Source organism: Mesobacillus subterraneus, from assembly GCF_020524355.2.
Classification (GTDB): domain Bacteria; phylum Bacillota; class Bacilli; order Bacillales; family Cytobacillaceae; genus Mesobacillus; species Mesobacillus subterraneus_C.
On sequence record NZ_CP129019.1, the window covers coordinates 4,110,443 to 4,132,538 of the forward strand.

The 22,096-nt window shown below is 48.2% G+C and carries 5 protein-coding genes, 9 rRNA genes and 1 riboswitch; all 14 genes read right to left on the bottom strand.

The features are described from left to right. Positions 1–84: 84 nt before the first annotated feature. Positions 85–186, bottom strand: a riboswitch (purine riboswitch). Positions 187–298: 112 nt separating this feature from the next. Then, positions 299–505, bottom strand: coding sequence for an NETI motif-containing protein (locus LC048_RS21430; RefSeq protein ID WP_226605187.1), 207 nt, complete (start codon positions 503–505; stop codon positions 299–301). Further along, a complete protein-coding gene (locus LC048_RS21435) occupies positions 502–1,044 on the bottom strand; it encodes a DUF2179 domain-containing protein (RefSeq protein ID WP_306048758.1) in 543 nt (180 codons plus the stop codon). The genes LC048_RS21430 and LC048_RS21435 overlap by 4 nt, the downstream gene beginning before the upstream one ends. Positions 1,045–1,282: 238 nt before the next feature. Further along, positions 1,283–2,962 (bottom strand): methyl-accepting chemotaxis protein, encoded by a 1,680-nt coding sequence (locus LC048_RS21440; protein ID WP_226605186.1) that lies wholly within the window; start codon positions 2,960–2,962, stop codon positions 1,283–1,285. 219 nt (positions 2,963–3,181) lie between these two features. Beyond that, positions 3,182–3,297: ribosomal RNA gene (rrf, locus tag LC048_RS21445) — 5S ribosomal RNA — on the bottom strand. A gap of 76 nt (positions 3,298–3,373) precedes the next feature. Then, a 23S ribosomal RNA gene (locus tag LC048_RS21450) occupies positions 3,374–6,308 on the bottom strand. 225 nt (positions 6,309–6,533) lie between these two features. Next, positions 6,534–8,085: ribosomal RNA gene (locus LC048_RS21455) — 16S ribosomal RNA — on the bottom strand. Between the two features lie 320 nt (positions 8,086–8,405). Continuing rightward, a 5S ribosomal RNA gene (gene rrf, locus LC048_RS21460) occupies positions 8,406–8,521 on the bottom strand. Between the two features lie 77 nt (positions 8,522–8,598). After that, positions 8,599–11,532: ribosomal RNA gene (locus tag LC048_RS21465) — 23S ribosomal RNA — on the bottom strand. 225 nt (positions 11,533–11,757) lie between these two features. Beyond that, positions 11,758–13,307, bottom strand: a 16S ribosomal RNA gene (locus tag LC048_RS21470). Between the two features lie 319 nt (positions 13,308–13,626). Then, positions 13,627–13,742 (bottom strand): 5S ribosomal RNA (rrf, locus tag LC048_RS21475). Between the two features lie 76 nt (positions 13,743–13,818). After that, positions 13,819–16,750, bottom strand: a 23S ribosomal RNA gene (locus tag LC048_RS21480). A gap of 225 nt (positions 16,751–16,975) precedes the next feature. After that, positions 16,976–18,530, bottom strand: a 16S ribosomal RNA gene (locus tag LC048_RS21485). The 16S, 23S and 5S rRNA genes sit together here, the layout of an rRNA operon. Positions 18,531–18,899: 369 nt before the next feature. After that, positions 18,900–20,963: a glucose-specific PTS transporter subunit IIBC gene (ptsG, locus tag LC048_RS21490; protein WP_306048760.1), complete on the bottom strand. Its 2,064-nt coding sequence runs from the start codon at positions 20,961–20,963 to the stop codon at positions 18,900–18,902. A gap of 180 nt (positions 20,964–21,143) precedes the next feature. Beyond that, entirely contained in the window at positions 21,144–21,986 is an 843-nt protein-coding gene (gene glcT / locus LC048_RS21495; RefSeq protein WP_306048762.1) for a glucose PTS transporter transcription antiterminator GlcT, read from the bottom strand. Between the last annotated feature and the right edge of the window lie 110 nt (positions 21,987–22,096).

The window sequence follows — 22,096 nt, forward strand, 5'->3', positions numbered from 1 at the left end:
CTTCCTCTAATAGAAGAGAAAGTAGTCTGTCCGGGTGCATAAGCAAAGAAATCCATAAGTGAACGCGATTTCTTTTCCCTTCACTTAAAAACTACTTTCCCTCATAGTCCGGCGATTTACGGTTACCGGGTAGAGACTCATGGGCTATATCCCCATTATTATACGAGGGAAAACTAAATTTCACTTTCGACATCTACATATTAACAACTAATTCGACTTGTTGTCAATTAATAATCGAACATTACATAATTTCTATTTTATATTGTTCGTGTTTAGGGCTTTAAACAACTAACGCAAGTCAGCTTTCAATCAACTTTGCCTCAAAAATAATCTGCCTGCCAGCAGGCTCGTATTCAACTTTGCCATTCTGTTCAACTTCTTTAAAAATCGGCTTTTCCATTCTGCGGACAGGTGCAAATCCGTCCTTCTTCATTCTATTAAGGCAATCATCAATTGATTCATGTTCACCGACTTCAAACATTTGCTTCTTTTTACCCTTGCTCATGAAAACAGCTTTCCTTTCCGTACCGATTTTACCCAGAACCCGCCATGAATCGATTTTGGCTCATACGCAATGATAAAAGCCTTCGGATCCAATTCCTTAATCTTCTCATACAACTTCAATTCATACTTTCGCGGCGTTAAAATCTGCATCGCCATCCGGTCGCCCTCAAGTCCATGCGCAGCCCAATCCGTCACCCCGTAACCAAGTGCACGCAAAGCCTTAGGCAAATCTACATCATACTCTTTCGTAATCACATTGATCGTAATATAGCCAAGTGCCAGCTTCTCTTCAATTTTCATCCCGACAATGACACCGATGCCATAACCGACAGCATATGCAACCAGATTCTGTATCTGATTTAAATTCTCAAGTACCAGGCCAAGACCAACAACATAAATGACAACCTCAATCGTGCTGAGCCCCGCAGCCAAGTAACGCTGCCCCTTCAAAGTCAAAATCATCCTGATTGTAAAAAAAGACACATACACAATATTGATGATTAAGATGATGACCACCATGACAAAACTATTTTCAAGCATTCAAAAACCCTCCAAACATCTCTTCTAATAATCCCTAATGTTCGCATTAAACAAATCACTTGTAAAGCAACATGCAAGTTCTTAACGAAAAAGATATCTCATCTTAAGGTTTCCTTAACCTATGGATTTGAAACTTTTTTACATTGAAAATATTACGGCATTGACGATTATGATAACATTAATATCCAAAAAAACATCAAGCCTTAAACCGTGACCGGAATGGCTTGATGTTTTCAATTTAAATCTTAAATCGGCTGACAGTATCTTTTAATGATACTGCCATTGCTGACAAATTAATAGCCGATGCGGTAATTTCCTCCATTGAAGCCAATTGTTCCTCAGCTGAAGCCGCGACATTTTGCGTGTGCAAGGAAGATTCCTTAGATATGGTCGATACCTCATGTACTGTTGCGGATATTTCTTCAGTACTCGCAGACATTTGTTCAGCAGTCGCTGCCATCTCTCCAATTTGTTCACCCATTTTTTCCATGGATTGAAGAATCTCCTGGAAGCTTTTTTGAGTACCCTCAACAACCCCTAAGCCGCTAAGTACTTCTTTTTTCACATTTTCAATCGAGTCGTTAGAATGTTCCATATCGGTTTGAATTTTGCTGATTAAATCAGAAATTTGGTTAGAAGAGGTTTGGGATTGCTCAGCCAACTTCCTGACCTCTGCAGCAACAACAGCAAATCCTTTCCCAAGGTCCCCTGCTCTCGCTGCTTCAATAGCTGCATTCAAAGCAAGTAAATTTGTCTGATCCGCGATTTCTGTAATGACTTTTGAGATGTTCCCAATTTCCCTTGAGCGCTCATTTAGCAAGTTGAATACTTCCCCTGTTTCCTCTACAGAAGAATGAATCATATGCATCTGACTGGCAGTCTCCTGGACAAGCGCTCCACCCTGTTTAGCATTATCACTTGCCTGTAAATTTGATTCAGCTATTTGTGAAGAAGTCTCTGCAATATTGGCTACTCCCTTTGCCAGCTCCTCCAAAGCCCTAGCACTTTCCTCTATCCCCTGCGCCTGGACATCAGAACCACCGGCTACCTGCTGAATTGCTTCTGTTATTTGCTCGGTAGCCCTGCTTGTCTGTTCTGCCCCTGCATTCAGTTCTTCTGAAGAAGCGGCTACCTGTTCAGAGGTTTCCATTACGCCTTTCAACATCGAGCTAAGATTTTCTTTCATCTTATTATAGCTTTTTGAAAGCTCACCAAGTTCATCACTACTATGATCTTCAACCTCTGCCGTAAAATTACCCGTGCCTGCTTTGATCATTGCTGAAGAAATCGCTTCCAATCTTCTTCTTAAATTCCGTGTAAACCAGTAAATCACGATGGATGCTACAATGACGACCACTATAACTTGGAGTATGAATTTTTTCATAAAAGAAGATAAAATACTATCTATTGTCTTTTCGGAAGCACCTACATACAAAATCCCTATTGCTTTCCCATTTTTGTCCTTAATAGGTGTATATGCTGTTTGATACGAATTTCCTGCTACCACTGCTTCCCCATAATATGGCTTTTCCTGTTTTAGCACCACATTCGCCACCTCTTCAGAAACCGTCGTCCCTACAGCACGCTTTCCGTCCAACATGACATTTGTTGCTATGCGAGTATTCCCTTGAAAAATAGTTACCGTATCTCCTGTGTCTTTACCAATAGTGTCTACTACTTCGAAGTATCCATTAAAAAGTTGACTTCCTTTATATAACTCGCCATTTCTTACTTCCCACTCACCAGCATATTGGTTGTCAATGTAACGTTCGCTTAACGCTAGATCTCCCTTGGCTTTTTCCACCGCAAAAGACTTAATTCCATCTGTTACTTCCCTTGTCACGACAGTCCCAATGATCACAGAAAGTAATAGCACCGTACTTAATACAATTAAATTGATCTTTGTCCCTAATTTCATCTGAAATCTCCCCATTTTCACCTAAAAATATTTGCTCCCCTTCGATCAAAATCAAACTCTTTATTATTTAAGTAGGAAATAATACATGCTAGAGTAATATCGGAAGAGTTTGGATATATATTCATTACCTGCCATTGATTTCATAAAATGGACACATATCAGTAGAATAATTTTTCACACACAAAAAAAGAACAGCCATTATAGCTGTTCTTTTTTTGTGCCCGGCGGCGTCCTACTCTCACAGGGGGAAACCCCCAACTACCATCGGCGCTGAGAAGCTTAACTTCCGTGTTCGGTATGGGAACGGGTGTGACCTTCTCGCTATCGCCACCAGACTATTTGGTTTGAGGTTTTATTCCCTCAAAACTAGATAATGTGTAAGAAGAATAAGAAGAAAAACGAGTCATCTATTTGGTTAAGTCCTCGAACGATTAGTATCAGTCAGCTCCACACGTCACCGCGCTTCCACCTCTGACCTATCAACCTGATCATCTTTCAGGGTTCTTACTAGCTTGCGCTATGGGAAATCTCATCTTGAGGGGGGCTTCATGCTTAGATGCTTTCAGCACTTATCCCGTCCGCACATAGCTACCCAGCGATGCCTTTGGCAAGACAACTGGTACACCAGCGGTGCGTCCATCCCGGTCCTCTCGTACTAAGGACAGCTCCTCTCAAATTTCCTGCGCCCACGACGGATAGGGACCGAACTGTCTCACGACGTTCTGAACCCAGCTCGCGTACCGCTTTAATGGGCGAACAGCCCAACCCTTGGGACCGACTACAGCCCCAGGATGCGATGAGCCGACATCGAGGTGCCAAACCTCCCCGTCGATGTGGACTCTTGGGGGAGATAAGCCTGTTATCCCCGGGGTAGCTTTTATCCGTTGAGCGATGACCCTTCCATGCGGAACCACCGGATCACTAAGCCCGACTTTCGTCCCTGCTCGACTTGTGGTCTCGCAGTCAAGCTCCCTTGTGCCTTTACACTCTGCGAATGATTTCCAACCATTCTGAGGGAACCTTTGGGCGCCTCCGTTACTCTTTAGGAGGCGACCGCCCCAGTCAAACTGCCCACCTGACACTGTCTCCCGCCCCGATCAGGGGCGTGGGTTAGAATTTCAATACAGCCAGGGTAGTATCCCACCAGCGCCTCCACCGAAGCTGGCGCTCCGGTTTCTCAGGCTCCTACCTATCCTGTACAAGCTGTACCAAAATTCAATATCAGGCTACAGTAAAGCTCCACGGGGTCTTTCCGTCCTGTCGCGGGTAACCTGCATCTTCACAGGTACTATAATTTCACCGAGTCTCTCGTTGAGACAGTGCCCAGATCGTTACGCCTTTCGTGCGGGTCGGAACTTACCCGACAAGGAATTTCGCTACCTTAGGACCGTTATAGTTACGGCCGCCGTTTACTGGGGCTTCGATTCAGAGCTTCGCGTGAGCTAACCCCTCCTCTTAACCTTCCAGCACCGGGCAGGCGTCAGCCCCTATACTTCGCCTTGCGGCTTCGCAGAGACCTGTGTTTTTGCTAAACAGTCGCCTCGTACTTATTCACTGCGGCTCATCTAGGCTATTCACCCAAATGAGCACCCCTTCTCCCGAAGTTACGGGGTCATTTTGCCGAGTTCCTTAACGAGAGTTCTCTCGCTCACCTTAGGATTCTCTCCTCGCCTACCTGTGTCGGTTTGCGGTACGGGCACCTTTTATCTCGCTAGAGGCTTTTCTTGGCAGTGTGAAATCAGGAACTTCGGTACTATATTTCCCTCGCTGTCACAGCTCAGCCTTCATGCAAGCGGGATTTGCCTCACTTGCAGCCTTACTGCTTAGACGCGCATATCCAACAGCGCGCTTACCCTATCCTACTGCGTCCCCCCATTGCTCAAACGATAAAGAGGTGGTACAGGAATATCAACCTGTTGTCCATCGCCTACGCCTTTTACTCGGCTTAGGTCCCGACTAACCCTGAGAGGACGAGCCTTCCTCAGGAAACCTTGGGCATTCGGTGGATGGGATTCTCACCCATCTTTCGCTACTCATACCGGCATTCTCACTTCTAAGCGCTCCACCAGTCCTTACGGTCTGACTTCAACGCCCTTAGAACGCTCTCCTACCACTGACATCTAAGATGTCAATCCACAGCTTCGGTGATACGTTTAGCCCCGGTACATTTTCGGCGCAGAGTCACTCGACCAGTGAGCTATTACGCACTCTTTAAATGGTGGCTGCTTCTAAGCCAACATCCTGGTTGTCTAAGCAACTCCACATCCTTTTCCACTTAACGTATACTTTGGGACCTTAGCTGGTGGTCTGGGCTGTTTCCCTTTTGACTACGGATCTTATCACTCGCAGTCTGACTCCCACGGATAAGTCTTTGGCATTCGGAGTTTGTCTGAATTCGGTAACCCGATGAGGGCCCCTAGTCCAAACAGTGCTCTACCTCCAAGACTCTTACAACGTGAGGCTAGCCCTAAAGCTATTTCGGAGAGAACCAGCTATCTCCAAGTTCGATTGGAATTTCTCCGCTACCCACACCTCATCCCCGCACTTTTCAACGTGCGTGGGTTCGAAGCCTCCAGTTGGTGTTACCCAACCTTCACCCTGGACATGGGTAGATCACCTGGTTTCGGGTCTACGACCACATACTAATTCGCCCTATTCAGACTCGCTTTCGCTGCGGCTCCGTCTTCTCAACTTAACCTTGCATGTAATCGTAACTCGCCGGTTCATTCTACAAAGGCACGCCATCACCCATGAACGGGCTCTGACTACTTGTAGGCACACGGTTTCAGGATCTATTTCACTCCCCTTCCGGGGTGCTTTTCACCTTTCCCTCACGGTACTGGTTCACTATCGGTCACTAGGGAGTATTTAGCCTTGGGAGATGGTCCTCCCAGCTTCCGACGGGATTTCTCGTGTCCCGCCGTACTCAGGATCCACTCAGGAGGGAACGAAGTTTCAACTACAGGGTTTTTACCTTCTCTGACGGGTACTCTTTCCAGACCACTTCATCTACCCCGTTCCTTTGTAACTCCATGTTGAGTGTCCTACAACCCCAAGAGGCAAGCCTCTTGGTTTGGGCTATGTCCCGTTTCGCTCGCCGCTACTCAGGGAATCGCGTTTGCTTTCTCTTCCTCCGGTACTTAGATGTTTCAGTTCCCCGGGTCTGCCTTCAATACCCTATGTATTCAGGTAAAGATACTGTTCCATTACGAACAGTGGGTTTCCCCATTCGGAAATCTCCGGATCAAAGCTTACTTACAGCTCCCCGAAGCATATCGGTGTTAGTCCCGTCCTTCATCGGCTCCTAGTGCCAAGGCATCCACCGTGCGCCCTTTCTAACTTAACCTAAAAGGTCATTTCTCTATTAAATAGAGAGAAAAACTAAAATGGCGATCACTCGGTTTTTTCTTGGTTCTTCTTACTTACGATTATCTAGTTTTCAAGGAACAAAAAAGTCTTGAGGCAATTGCTCCCTCAAAACTAAACAAACAAGAAGTCAACTATGTGGATTACATCCACAGTACGAACCAGAAGGTTCGCATTCCGATTGCCTTTACGGCAATATCCTTAGAAAGGAGGTGATCCAGCCGCACCTTCCGATACGGCTACCTTGTTACGACTTCACCCCAATCATCTGTCCCACCTTAGGCGGCTGGCTCCATAAAGGTTACCCCACCGACTTCGGGTGTTACAAACTCTCGTGGTGTGACGGGCGGTGTGTACAAAAGGCCGGGAACGTATTCACCGCGGCATGCTGATCCGCGATTACTAGCGATTCCGGCTTCATGCAGGCGAGTTGCAGCCTGCAATCCGAACTGAGAATGGATTTATGGGATTGGCTCGACCTCGCGGCTTCGCGACCCTTTGTTCCATCCATTGTAGCACGTGTGTAGCCCAGGTCATAAGGGGCATGATGATTTGACGTCATCCCCACCTTCCTCCGGTTTGTCACCGGCAGTCACCTTAGAGTGCCCAACTGAATGCTGGCAACTAAGATCAAGGGTTGCGCTCGTTGCGGGACTTAACCCAACATCTCACGACACGAGCTGACGACAACCATGCACCACCTGTCACTCTGTCCCCCGAAGGGGAACGCCCTATCTCTAGGGAAATCAAGAGGATGTCAAGACCTGGTAAAGTTCTTCGCGTTGCTTCGAATTAAACCACATGCTCCACCGCTTGTGCGGGCCCCCGTCAATTCCTTTGAGTTTCAGCCTTGCGGCCGTACTCCCCAGGCGGAGTGCTTAATGCGTTTGCTGCAGCACTAAAGGGCGGAAACCCTCTAACACTTAGCACTCATCGTTTACGGCGTGGACTACCAGGGTATCTAATCCTGTTCGCTCCCCACGCTTTCGCGCCTCAGCGTCAGTTACAGACCAGAGAGCCGCCTTCGCCACTGGTGTTCCTCCACATCTCTACGCATTTCACCGCTACACGTGGAATTCCGCTCTCCTCTTCTGCACTCAAGTTCCCCAGTTTCCAATGACCCTCCCCGGTTGAGCCGGGGGCTTTCACATCAGACTTAAGGAACCGCCTGCGCGCGCTTTACGCCCAATAATTCCGGACAACGCTTGCCACCTACGTATTACCGCGGCTGCTGGCACGTAGTTAGCCGTGGCTTTCTGGTCAGGTACCGTCAAGGTACCGGCAGTTACTCCGGTACTTGTTCTTCCCTGACAACAGAACTTTACGACCCGAAAGCCTTCATCGTTCACGCGGCGTTGCTCCGTCAGACTTTCGTCCATTGCGGAAGATTCCCTACTGCTGCCTCCCGTAGGAGTCTGGTACCGTGTCTCAGTCCCAGTGTACTGATCACCCTCTCAGGTCGGCTACGCATCGTTGCCTTGGTGAGCCGTTACCTCACCAACTAGCTAATGCGCCGCGTACCATCTGTAAGTGACAGCCGAAACCGTCTTTCAGCTTTCCCTCATGAGAGGGAAAGGATTATCCGGTATTAGCTCCGGTTTCCCGAAGTTATCCCAGTCTTACAGGCAGGTTGCCCACGTGTTACTCACCCGTCCGCCGCTGATCTTCAAAAGCAAGCTAATGAAGATCCGCTCGACTTGCATGTATTAGGCACGCCGCCAGCGTTCGTCCTGAGCCAGGATCAAACTCTCCAAGAAAGAGTATGAGTTTAGCTCATAATTTAAAACGTTGGCTAGTGATCAACTATATAATAGAAGTCACTATAAATATTGTTTGTTGACGCTTGTTTGTTTAGTTTTCAAAGAACAATTTGTGTTGTTGTTTCAGTGACAACTTTTATATCTTATCATCTGCCAAGTTAGCAGTCAACAGTTTTTTTAAAAGTTTTTTAAAACTCTTTTTTACTGTTCAAGGCAATGTGCAGAACAAGATAACTTCGTTATTAAAACAACAGATCTCTATAATGTTTTCTATTATAGGGATTAAAAAAGACAGGGATATGAATCTCTGTCTTTTCGCCCGGCGGCGTCCTACTCTCACAGGGGGAAACCCCCAACTACCATCGGCGCTGAGAAGCTTAACTTCCGTGTTCGGTATGGGAACGGGTGTGACCTTCTCGCTATCGCCACCAGACTATTTGGTTTGAGGTTTTATTCCCTCAAAACTAGATAATGTGTAAGAAGAATAAGAAGAAAAACGAGTCATCTAATTTGGTTAAGTCCTCGAACGATTAGTATCAGTCAGCTCCACACGTCACCGCGCTTCCACCTCTGACCTATCAACCTGATCATCTTTCAGGGTTCTTACTAGCTTGCGCTATGGGAAATCTCATCTTGAGGGGGGCTTCATGCTTAGATGCTTTCAGCACTTATCCCGTCCGCACATAGCTACCCAGCGATGCCTTTGGCAAGACAACTGGTACACCAGCGGTGCGTCCATCCCGGTCCTCTCGTACTAAGGACAGCTCCTCTCAAATTTCCTGCGCCCACGACGGATAGGGACCGAACTGTCTCACGACGTTCTGAACCCAGCTCGCGTACCGCTTTAATGGGCGAACAGCCCAACCCTTGGGACCGACTACAGCCCCAGGATGCGATGAGCCGACATCGAGGTGCCAAACCTCCCCGTCGATGTGGACTCTTGGGGGGAGATAAGCCTGTTATCCCCGGGGTAGCTTTTATCCGTTGAGCGATGGCCCTTCCATGCGGAACCACCGGATCACTAAGCCCGACTTTCGTCCCTGCTCGACTTGTAGGTCTCGCAGTCAAGCTCCCTTGTGCCTTTACACTCTGCGAATGATTTCCAACCATTCTGAGGGAACCTTTGGGCGCCTCCGTTACTCTTTAGGAGGCGACCGCCCCAGTCAAACTGCCCACCTGACACTGTCTCCCGCCCCGATCAGGGGCGTGGGTTAGAATTTCAATACAGCCAGGGTAGTATCCCACCAGCGCCTCCACCGAAGCTGGCGCTCCGGTTTCTCAGGCTCCTACCTATCCTGTACAAGCTGTACCAAAATTCAATATCAGGCTACAGTAAAGCTCCACGGGGTCTTTCCGTCCTGTCGCGGGTAACCTGCATCTTCACAGGTACTATAATTTCACCGAGTCTCTCGTTGAGACAGTGCCCAGATCGTTACGCCTTTCGTGCGGGTCGGAACTTACCCGACAAGGAATTTCGCTACCTTAGGACCGTTATAGTTAGTTACGCGCCGTTTACTGGGGCTTCGATTCAGAGCTTCGCGTGAGCTAACCCCTCCTCTTAACCTTCCAGCACCGGGCAGGCGTCAGCCCCTATACTTCGCCTTGCGGCTTCGCAGAGACCTGTGTTTTTGCTAAACAGTCGCCTGGTACTTATTCACTGCGGCTCATCTAGGCTATTCACCCAAATGAGCACCCCTTCTCCCGAAGTTACGGGGTCATTTTGCCGAGTTCCTTAACGAGAGTTCTCTCGCTCACCTTAGGATTCTCTCCTCGCCTACCTGTGTCGGTTTGCGGTACGGGCACCTTTTATCTCGCTAGAGGCTTTTCTTGGCAGTGTGAAATCAGGAACTTCGGTACTATATTTCCCTCGCTGTCACAGCTCAGCCTTCATGCAAGCGGGATTTGCCTCACTTGCAGCCTTACTGCTTAGACGCGCATATCCAACAGCGCGCTTACCCTATCCTACTGCGTCCCCCCATTGCTCAAACGATAAAGAGGTGGTACAGGAATATCAACCTGTTGTCCATCGCCTACGCCTTTCTATCGGCTTAGGTCCCGACTAACCCTGAGAGGACGAGCCTTCCTCAGGAAACCTTGGGCATTCGGTGGATGGGATTCTCACCCATCTTTCGCTACTCATACCGGCATTCTCACTTCTAAGCGCTCCACCAGTCCTTACGGTCTGACTTCAACGCCCTTAGAACGCTCTCCTACCACTGACATCTAAGATGTCAATCCACAGCTTCGGTGATACGTTTAGCCCCGGTACATTTTCGGCGCAGAGTCACTCGACCAGTGAGCTATTACGCACTCTTTAAATGGTGGCTGCTTCTAAGCCAACATCCTGGTTGTCTAAGCAACTCCACATCCTTTTCCACTTAACGTATACTTTGGGACCTTAGCTGGTGGTCTGGGCTGTTTCCCTTTTGACTACGGATCTTATCACTCGCAGTCTGACTCCCACGGATAAGTCTTTGGCATTCGGAGTTTGTCTGAATTCGGTAACCGATGAGGCCCCTAGTCCAAACAGTGCTCTACCTCCAAGACTCTTACAACGTGAGGCTAGCCCTAAAGCTATTTCGGAGAGAACCAGCTATCTCCAAGTTCGATTGGAATTTCTCCGCTACCCACACCTCATCCCCGCACTTTTCAACGTGCGTGGGTTCAAGCCTCCAGTTGGTGTTACCCAACCTTCACCCTGGACATGGGTAGATCACCTGGTTTCGGGTCTACGACCACATACTAATTCGCCCTATTCAGACTCGCTTTCGCTGCGGCTCCGTCTTCTCAACTTAACCTTGCATGTAATCGTAACTCGCCGGTTCATTCTACAAAGGCACGCCATCACCCATGAACGGGCTCTGACTACTTGTAGGCACACGGTTTCAGGATCTATTTCACTCCCCTTCCGGGGTGCTTTTCACCTTTCCCTCACGGTACTGGTTCACTATCGGTCACTAGGGAGTATTTAGCCTTGGGAGATGGTCCTCCCAGCTTCCGACGGGATTTCTCGTGTCCCGCCGTACTCAGGATCCACTCAGGAGGGAACGAAGTTTCAACTACAGGGTTTTTACCTTCTCTGACGGGCCTTTCCAGACCACTTCATCTACCCCGTTCCTTTGTAACTCCATGTTGAGTGTCCTACAACCCCAAGAGGCAAGCCTCTTGGTTTGGGCTATGTCCCGTTTCGCTCGCCGCTACTCAGGGAATCGCGTTTGCTTTCTCTTCCTCCGGGTACTTAGATGTTTCAGTTCCCCGGGTCTGCCTTCAATACCCTATGTATTCAGGTAAAGATACTGTTCCATTACGAACAGTGGGTTTCCCCATTCGGAAATCTCCGGATCAAAGCTTACTTACAGCTCCCCGAAGCATATCGGTGTTAGTCCCGTCCTTCATCGGCTCCTAGTGCCAAGGCATCCACCGTGCGCCCTTTCTAACTTAACCTAAAAGGTCATTTCTCTATTAAATAGAGAGAAAAACTAAAATGGCGATCACTCGGTTTTTTCTTGGTTCTTCTTACTTACGATTATCTAGTTTTCAAGGAACAAAAAAGTCTTGAGGCAATTGCTCCCTCAAAACTAAACAAACAAGAAGTCAACTATGTGGATTACATCCACAGTACGAACCAGAAGGTTCGCATTCCGATTGCCTTTACGGCAATATCCTTAGAAAGGAGGTGATCCAGCCGCACCTTCCGATACGGCTACCTTGTTACGACTTCACCCCAATCATCTGTCCCACCTTAGGCGGCTGGCTCCATAAAGGTTACCCCACCGACTTCGGGTGTTACAAACTCTCGTGGTGTGACGGGCGGTGTGTACAAAGCCGGGAACGTATTCACCGCGGCATGCTGATCCGCGATTACTAGCGATTCCGGCTTCATGCAGGCGAGTTGCAGCCTGCAATCCGAACTGAGAATGGATTTATGGGATTGGCTCGACCTCGCGGCTTCGCGACCCTTTGTTCCATCCATTGTAGCACGTGTGTAGCCCAGGTCATAAGGGGCATGATGATTTGACGTCATCCCCACCTTCCTCCGGTTTGTCACCGGCAGTCACCTTAGAGTGCCCAACTGAATGCTGGCAACTAAGATCAAGGGTTGCGCTCGTTGCGGGACTTAACCCAACATCTCACGACACGAGCTGACGACAACCATGCACCACCTGTCACTCTGTCCCCCGAAGGGGAACGCCCTATCTCTAGGGAAATCAAGAGGATGTCAAGACCTGGTAAGGTTCTTCGCGTTGCTTCGAATTAAACCACATGCTCCACCGCTTGTGTGTATTTCGTCAATTCCTTTGAGTTTCAGCCTTGCGGCCGTACTCCCCAGGCGGAGTGCTTAATGCGTTTGCTGCAGCACTAAAGGGCGGAAACCCTCTAACACTTAGCACTCATCGTTTACGGCGTGGACTACCAGGGTATCTAATCCTGTTCGCTCCCCACGCTTTCGCGCCTCAGCGTCAGTTACAGACCAGAGAGCCGCCTTCGCCACTGGTGTTCCTCCACATCTCTACGCATTTCACCGCTACACGTGGAATTCCGCTCTCCTCTTCTGCACTCAAGTTCCCCAGTTTCCAATGACCCTCCCCGGTTGAGCCGGGGGCTTTCACATCAGACTTAAGGAACCGCCTGCGCGCGCTTTACGCCCAATAATTCCGGACAACGCTTGCCACCTACGTATTACCGCGGCTGCTGGCACGTAGTTAGCCGTGGCTTTCTGGTCAGGTACCGTCAAGGTACCGGCAGTTACTCCGATACTTGTTCTTCCCTGACAACAGAACTTTACGACCCGAAAGCCTTCATCGTTCACGCGGCGTTGCTCCGTCAGACTTTCGTCCATTGCGGAAGATTCCCTACTGCTGCCTCCCGTAGGAGTCTGGGCCGTGTCTCAGTCCCAGTGTGGCTGATCACCCTCTCAGGTCGGCTACGCATCGTTGCCTTGGTGAGCCGTTACCTCACCAACTAGCTAATGCGCCGCGGGCCCATCTGTAAGTGACAGCCGAAACCGTCTTTCAGCTTTCCCTCATGAGAGGGAAAGGATTATCCGGTATTAGCTCCGGTTTCCCGAAGTTATCCCAGTCTTACAGGCAGGTTGCCCACGTGTTACTCACCCGTCCGCCGCTGATCTTCAAAAGCAAGCTAATGAAGATCCGCTCGACTTGCATGTATTAGGCACGCCGCCAGCGTTCGTCCTGAGCCAGGATCAAACTCTCCAAGAAAGAGTATGAGTTTAGCTCATAATTTAAAACGTTGGCTAGTGATCAACTATATAATAGAAGTCACTATAAATATTGTTTGTTGACGCTTGTTTGTTTAGTTTTCAAAGAACAATTTGTGTTGTTGTTTCAGTGACAACTTTTATATCTTATCATCTACCAAGTTAGCAGTCAACAGTTTTTTAAAAGTTTTTTAAAACTCTTTTTTACTGTTCAAGGCAATGTGCAGAACAAGATAACTTCGTTATTAAAACAACAGATCTCTATAATGTTTTCTATTATAGGGATTAAAAAAGACAGGGATATGAATCTCTGTCTTTTCGCCCGGCGGCGTCCTACTCTCACAGGGGGAAACCCCCAACTACCATCGGCGCTGAGAAGCTTAACTTCCGTGTTCGGTATGGGAACGGGTGTGACCTTCTCGCTATCGCCACCAGACTATTTGGTTTGAGGTTTTATTCCCTCAAAACTAGATAATGTGTAAGAAGAATTCAAGAAAAACGAGTCATCTAATTTGGTTAAGTCCTCGAACGATTAGTATCAGTCAGCTCCACACGTCACCGCGCTTCCACCTCTGACCTATCAACCTGATCATCTTTCAGGGTTCTTACTAGCTTGCGCTATGGGAAATCTCATCTTGAGGGGGCTTCATGCTTAGATGCTTTCAGCACTTATCCCGTCCGCACATAGCTACCCAGCGATGCCTTTGGCAAGACAACTGGTACACCAGCGGTGCGTCCATCCCGGTCCTCTCGTACTAAGGACAGCTCCTCTCAAATTTCCTGCGCCCACGACGGATAGGGACCGAACTGTCTCACGACGTTCTGAACCCAGCTCGCGTACCGCTTTAATGGGCGAACAGCCCAACCCTTGGGACCGACTACAGCCCCAGGATGCGATGAGCCGACATCGAGGTGCCAAACCTCCCCGTCGATGTGGACTCTTGGGGGAGATAAGCCTGTTATCCCCGGGGTAGCTTTTATCCGTTGAGCGATACTCTTCCATGCGGAACCACCGGATCACTAAGCCCGACTTTCGTCCCTGCTCGACTTGTAGGTCTCGCAGTCAAGCTCCCTTGTGCCTTTACACTCTGCGAATGATTTCCAACCATTCTGAGGGAACCTTTGGGCGCCTCCGTTACTCTTTAGGAGGCGACCGCCCCAGTCAAACTGCCCACCTGACACTGTCTCCCGCCCCGATCAGGGGCGTGGGTTAGAATTTCAATACAGCCAGGGTAGTATCCCACCAGCGCCTCCACCGAAGCTGGCGCTCCGGTTTCTCAGGCTCCTACCCATCCTGTACAAGCTGTACCAAAATTCAATATCAGGCTACAGTAAAGCTCCACGGGGTCTTTCCGTCCTGTCGCGGGTAACCTGCATCTTCACAGGTACTATAATTTCACCGAGTCTCTCGTTGAGACAGTGCCCAGATCGTTACGCCTTTCGTGCGGGTCGGAACTTACCCGACAAGGAATTTCGCTACCTTAGGACCGTTATAGTTACGGCCGCCGTTTACTGGGGCTTCGATTCAGAGCTTCGCGGGAGCTAACCCCTCCTCTTAACCTTCCAGCACCGGGCAGGCGTCAGCCCCTATACTTCGCCTTGCGGCTTCGCAGAGACCTGTGTTTTTGCTAAACAGTCGCCTGGTACTTATTCACTGCGGCTCATCTAGGCTATTCACCCAAATGAGCACCCCTTCTCCCGAAGTTACGGGGTCATTTTGCCGAGTTCCTTAACGAGAGTTCTCTCGCTCACCTTAGGATTCTCTCCTCGCCTACCTGTGTCGGTTTGCGGTACGGGCACCTTTTATCTCGCTAGAGGCTTTTCTTGGCAGTGTGAAATCAGGAACTTCGGTACTATATTTCCCTCGCTGTCACAGCTCAGCCTTCACGCAAGCGGGATTTGCCTCACTTGCAGCCTTACTGCTTAGACGCGCATATCCAACAGCGCGCTTACCCTATCCTACTGCGTCCCCCCATTGCTCAAACGATAAAGAGGTGGTACAGGAATATCAACCTGTTGTCCATCGCCTACGCCTTTCTACTCGGCTTAGGTCCCGACTAACCCTGAGAGGACGAGCCTTCCTCAGGAAACCTTGGGCATTCGGTGGATGGGATTCTCACCCATCTTTCGCTACTCATACCGGCATTCTCACTTCTAAGCGCTCCACCAGTCCTTACGGTCTGACTTCAACGCCCTTAGAACGCTCTCCTACCACTGACATCTAAGATGTCAATCCACAGCTTCGGTGATACGTTTAGCCCCGGTACATTTTCGGCGCAGAGTCACTCGACCAGTGAGCTATTACGCACTCTTTAAATGGTGGCTGCTTCTAAGCCAACATCCTGGTTGTCTAAGCAACTCCACATCCTTTTCCACTTAACGTATACTTTGGGACCTTAGCTGGTGGTCTGGGCTGTTTCCCTTTTGACTACGGATCTTATCACTCGCAGTCTGACTCCCACGGATAAGTCTTTGGCATTCGGAGTTTGTCTGAATTCGGTAACCCGATGAGGGCCCCTAGTCCAAACAGTGCTCTACCTCCAAGACTCTTACAACGTGAGGCTAGCCCTAAAGCTATTTCGGAGAGAACCAGCTATCTCCAAGTTCGATTGGAATTTCTCCGCTACCCACACCTCATCCCCGCACTTTTCAACGTGCGTGGGTTCGGGCCTCCAGTTGGTGTTACCCAACCTTCACCCTGGACATGGGTAGATCACCTGGTTTCGGGTCTACGACCACATACTAATTCGCCCTATTCAGACTCGCTTTCGCTGCGGCTCCGTCTTCTCAACTTAACCTTGCATGTAATCGTAACTCGCCGGTTCATTCTACAAAAGGCACGCCATCACCCATGAACGGGCTCTGACTACTTGTAGGCACACGGTTTCAGGATCTATTTCACTCCCCTTCCGGGGTGCTTTTCACCTTTCCCTCACGGTACTGGTTCACTATCGGTCACTAGGGAGTATTTAGCCTTGGGAGATGGTCCTCCCAGCTTCCGACGGGATTTCTCGTGTCCCGCCGTACTCAGGATCCACTCAGGAGGGAACGAAGTTTCAACTACAGGGTTTTTACCTTCTCTGACGGCCTTTCCAGACCACTTCATCTACCCCGTTCCTTTGTAACTCCATGTTGAGTGTCCTACAACCCCAAGAGGCAAGCCTCTTGGTTTGGGCTATGTCCCGTTTCGCTCGCCGCTACTCAGGGAATCGCGTTTGCTTTCTCTTCCTCCGGGTACTTAGATGTTTCAGTTCCCCGGGTCTGCCTTCAATACCCTATGTATTCAGGTAAAGATACTGTTCCATTACGAACAGTGGGTTTCCCCATTCGGAAATCTCCGGATCAAAGCTTACTTACAGCTCCCCGAAGCATATCGGTGTTAGTCCCGTCCTTCATCGGCTCCTAGTGCCAAGGCATCCACCGTGCGCCCTTTCTAACTTAACCTAAAAGGTCATTTCTCTATTAAATAGAGAGAAAAACTAAAATGGCGATCACTCGGTTTTTTCTTGGTTCTTCTTACTTACGATTATCTAGTTTTCAAGGAACAAAAAAGTCTTGAGGCAATTGCTCCCTCAAAACTAAACAAACAAGCAGTCAACTATGTGGATTACATCCACAGTACGAACCAGAAGGTTCGCATTCCGATTGCCTTTACGGCAATATCCTTAGAAAGGAGGTGATCCAGCCGCACCTTCCGATACGGCTACCTTGTTACGACTTCACCCCAATCATCTGTCCCACCTTAGGCGGCTGGCTCCATAAAGGTTACCCCACCGACTTCGGGTGTTACAAACTCTCGTGGTGTGACGGGCGGTGTGTACAAGGCCCGGGAACGTATTCACCGCGGCATGCTGATCCGCGATTACTAGCGATTCCGGCTTCATGCAGGCGAGTTGCAGCCTGCAATCCGAACTGAGAATGGATTTATGGGATTGGCTCGACCTCGCGGCTTCGCGACCCTTTGTTCCATCCATTGTAGCACGTGTGTAGCCCAGGTCATAAGGGGCATGATGATTTGACGTCATCCCCACCTTCCTCCGGTTTGTCACCGGCAGTCACCTTAGAGTGCCCAACTGAATGCTGGCAACTAAGATCAAGGGTTGCGCTCGTTGCGGGACTTAACCCAACATCTCACGACACGAGCTGACGACAACCATGCACCACCTGTCACTCTGTCCCCCGAAGGGGAACGCCCTATCTCTAGGGAAATCAAGAGGATGTCAAGACCTGGTAAGGTTCTTCGCGTTGCTTCGAATTAAACCACATGCTCCACCGCTTGTGCGGGCCCCCGTCAATTCCTTTGAGTTTCAGCCTTGCGGCCGTACTCCCCAGGCGGAGTGCTTAATGCGTTTGCTGCAGCACTAAAGGGCGGAAACCCTCTAACACTTAGCACTCATCGTTTACGGCGTGGACTACCAGGGTATCTAATCCTGTTCGCTCCCCACGCTTTCGCGCCTCAGCGTCAGTTACAGACCAGAGAGCCGCCTTCGCCACTGGTGTTCCTCCACATCTCTACGCATTTCACCGCTACACGTGGAATTCCGCTCTCCTCTTCTGCACTCAAGTTCCCCAGTTTCCAATGACCCTCCCCGGTTGAGCCGGGGGGGCTTTCACATCAGACTTAAGGAACCGCCTGCGCGCGCTTTACGCCCAATAATTCCGGACAACGCTTGCCACCTACGTATTACCGCGGCTGCTGGCACGTAGTTAGCCGTGGCTTTCTGGTCAGGTACCGTCAAGGTACCGGCAGTTACTCCGATACTTGTTCTTCCCTGACAACAGAACTTTACGACCCGAAAGCCTTCATCGTTCACGCGGCGTTGCTCCGTCAGACTTTCGTCCATTGCGGAAGATTCCCTACTGCTGCCTCCCGTAGGAGTCTGGGCCGTGTCTCAGTCCCAGTGTGGCCGATCACCCTCTCAGGTCGGCTACGCATCGTTGCCTTGGTGAGCCGTTACCTCACCAACTAGCTAATGCGCCGCGGGGCCCATCTGTAAGTGACAGCCGAAACCGTCTTTCAGCTTTCCTTCATGAGAAGGAAAGGATTATCCGGTATTAGCTCCGGTTTCCCGAAGTTATCCCAGTCTTACAGGCAGGTTGCCCACGTGTTACTCACCCGTCCGCCGCTGATCTTCAAAAGCAAGCTAATGAAGATCCGCTCGACTTGCATGTATTAGGCACGCCGCCAGCGTTCGTCCTGAGCCAGGATCAAACTCTCCAAGAAAGAGTATGAGTTTAGCTCATAATTTAAAACGTTGGCTAGTGATCAACTATATAATAGAAGTCACTATAAATATTGTTTGTTGACGCTTGTTTGTTTAGTTTTCAAAGAGCAAGTTGTTAGCGCCGCTCAGAAGCGACTTTAATAATTTATCACATCACAGCGTTTAATGTCAACAGCTTTTTTCGATTTATTTTTTCATCATCAAAATGTTGTTAACCTGTTCGCGACTGTTTCTATATACTATCACCCGAGATGCCCAGAGTCAACATGTTTAAACCTTGAAAAAGTTGGTAAAAACTTCAGCTACTTGATTTTCCTCTATATATTAAAACAGCCGATCCCCATTCAGGAGACCGACTGTCTTCTTTCTTATTTAGAAATCTTAATAATATTCTCGTCCTTCACATCCACATTGCCCTTCTTGTTGATAACAATGCTTTCCCCTTCAGAAAGGTTGGTGAAAACAATCGGAGTGATAATAGACGTCGCATTTTTCTTAATGTAATCAAGATCCACTTTCAATAACGGCTGTCCTTTTGTCACAGTGTCATTTTCAGAAACAAGTGTTTCAAATCCTTGTCCCTTCAGATTAACTGTGTCAATACCCACATGAATGAGGATTTCCCGTCCAGAGTCTGACAGAATTCCGATAGCATGCTTTGTCGGGAACAGGTTAACGATTTTTCCATCTACCGGTGATACAACTGTACCTTCAGCAGGTACGATAGCAAATCCGTCACCCATCATCTTGCCTGAGAAGACTTGGTCAGGCACTTCTGTGATCGGCAGGATTTCACCTTTAATAGGAGAAACAAATACATCTGCATCATGATGTGTCTGCAATGCTTCTGGATTTACTTCTTCAATTTGCTGTTCAACCTCTGTTGCCTGGTTCGTTTCTACCGGACGAGGCCTTTTACCATTCATGATATCTCTCATCTGACCTTTAATGGTCTCTGACCGCGGTCCGAAGATTGCCTGGATGTTGTTTCCTACTTCAAGAACTCCGGCAGCACCCAGCTTTTTCAGGCGATCCTTATCGACGTTGTTAATGTCATTAACAGATACACGAAGTCGCGTAATACATGCATCAAGGTGGGCGATGTTTTCTTTGCCACCCATTGCATCAAGGACTTCATATGGAAGGTCTCCAGCTTGTCCTTTTGCTCCGCCATCTTCCTGATCATCTTCCACTGCTTCACGGCCAGGAGTCATCAGGTTGAATTTGCGGATTGCGAAACGGAAACCAAAGTAGTAAATTACTGCGAAAACTAAACCAACCGGAATAACAATCCACGCATTTGTCTGAGGGTTGATTAAACCGAACAGAATGTAGTCAATCAGACCACCGGAGAAAGTCATACCAATTTTTACATTTAAAAGGTGCATAGTCATGAATGATAGACCTGCAAAGATCGCGTGTACTCCAAATAATACTGGTGCTACGAACAAGAATGAGAACTCAAGAGGTTCTGTGATCCCTGTTAAGAATGAAGTTAATGCAGCGGATACCATTAAACCGCCAACTACTACTTTTCTTTCCGGACGTGCTTCGTGGTAAATCGCTAATGCTGCAGCTGGAAGACCAAACATCATGAATGGGAATTTACCTGTCATGAAAGTACCAGCTTCGAGATTTTGAACGTTATCTGCAATCTGTGCCATGAAGATACGCTGGTCTCCACGGACAACATCGCCAGCTAAAGTAGTATACTGGCCAAACTCATACCAGAATGGTGAATAGAAGATATGGTGCAAGCCGAATGGAATTAATGAACGTTCAACCACACCAAAGACAAATGCAGAAAGTGTCAAGTTTGCGTGTACCATGTTTTGCGAGAATGCATTCAGACCATTTTGGATTGGCGGCCAGATGACAAGCATTACTAATCCAAGCAGGATTGCTGTTCCTGCAGTGATGATTGGAACGAAACGTTTACCTGCAAAGAACCCTAGATAGGATGGCAACTCAATTTCATAGAACTTATTGTAAAGAGCAGCGGCAATTATACCTACGATGATCCCGCCGAATACACCCGTTTGCAGGGTTGGAATACCGAGAATGTTTTGGTAGTTAAGACCGTTTACATCCTCTGGAGTGATTTGAAGAACAGTACCCATTGTCACATTCATGATCAGGTACCCGATAATTGCTGCTAGACCGGCAACACCTTCACCGCCAGCCAAACCAACAGCTACACCGACCGCAAATAATAGCGGCAGATTGCCGAAGACAACATCCCCGTCCTTTTGCATAACAGCAGCAACCATATCAACACCGCTGTTATCTAAAAATGGAGCAAGCTCCAGCAAAGCAGGATTTCTAAGTGCGGCACCAAGAGCAAGCAAGATACCTGCAGCTGGTAATAGCGCAACTGGAAGCATAAGCGCTTTACCTACTTTTTGAAGAACACCAAAAGCTTTCTTAAACATAGGAATACCTCCTGAAATTTTTTCTCCTAAAGCGGTTACAAACATTAAAAAAAACAAATAAAAAAGGCATGAGAAAGATGTAGTGAAAGAAGCATACGGATATATTACCCATAAAACTACATTTCAATTACATTCTTTACTCATGCCTGATCGTATCAGTAACACGTAAAAAATAATAACCTATTTAACTTTTTTCTGAAGCCTTTGCAAATGCATTGTCAAATAGACAGCTTCAGCATCACATACTTGTTTTTTCAAAGTCTGCTGCATCACTTTAATGAGTTTCCACGAAAGATTGTAGCACAGAGGGTATTCCTCTTTCAAGAGGTTTGCAAATTTTTCTGGTTCCTCTACAGTTTCTCCGTTATTAACTCTTTCAATCGTGAAACGTATATGGCGCACGAGACGGGTGTAGTCAATGCCTTCTTTGTCGATGACGACATCCAGGTTTTCTTCAATCATTTGCACCAATTTTGTCACAAGCTGTGAGTGTCTGTTCACATCCGAAAGGCTTCGGTTCATTACCGCACTGTGAATATGAAGCGCGATGAAGCCTATTTCACCATCTGGAAATTCGATCCCTGATTTATCCTTAAGGAGCTGTACAACCTCTTTGGCGATTTGGAATTCTGTCGGGTACAGCGTCTTCGTTTCGACTAAAAATGGATTTTTGAAGTCCAATCCATTTGCAATTCGATTTGCGGCGAACATCAGGTGGTCCGTCAAAGCGACATGGATGTGTTCATTCAATTGGCTCTGAGTACTCTTTTTGATCAGCTCAATAGAAGAAATGATGGCATCGTGGAGCTCGTTCTCGACGAATGGCAACAATTTGATATAGTTGGCTCGCTCTTTTTCATCCTTGAGGACAAACATTTTTTCAGCGTGCCCTTCTTCTATCAAATCTCCCTTTTTCCGGTTGAAGCCGATCCCCTTGCCAATCAGAATGACCTCCCCTAATGCAGGATGATCCGCAATCATGACATTATTATTCAACCCTTTTTTCACTGCAATTTGGTCCATCCTGTTTCCCCGTTTCAGCTTGTTCTATGGGAATATCGTATATAAGGAAGATTTAGAAGTCAATCTCAAGCGTTGTTCATTCCTCCTTCAATATTTGGCAAAAAAAAAGA

Excerpts from the sequence above, each read along its gene's own strand:
- LC048_RS21430 (WP_226605187.1), bottom strand. The coding sequence starts at position 505 with ATGAGCAAGGGTAAAAAGAAGCAAATGTTTGAAGTCGGTGAACATGAA.
- LC048_RS21435 (WP_306048758.1), bottom strand. The coding sequence starts at position 1,044 with ATGCTTGAAAATAGTTTTGTCATGGTGGTCATCATCTTAATCATCAAT.
- LC048_RS21440 (WP_226605186.1), bottom strand. The coding sequence starts at position 2,962 with ATGAAATTAGGGACAAAGATCAATTTAATTGTATTAAGTACGGTGCTA.
- ptsG (WP_306048760.1), bottom strand. The coding sequence starts at position 20,963 with ATGTTTAAGAAAGCTTTTGGTGTTCTTCAAAAAGTAGGTAAAGCGCTT.
- glcT (WP_306048762.1), bottom strand. The coding sequence starts at position 21,986 with ATGGACCAAATTGCAGTGAAAAAAGGGTTGAATAATAATGTCATGATT.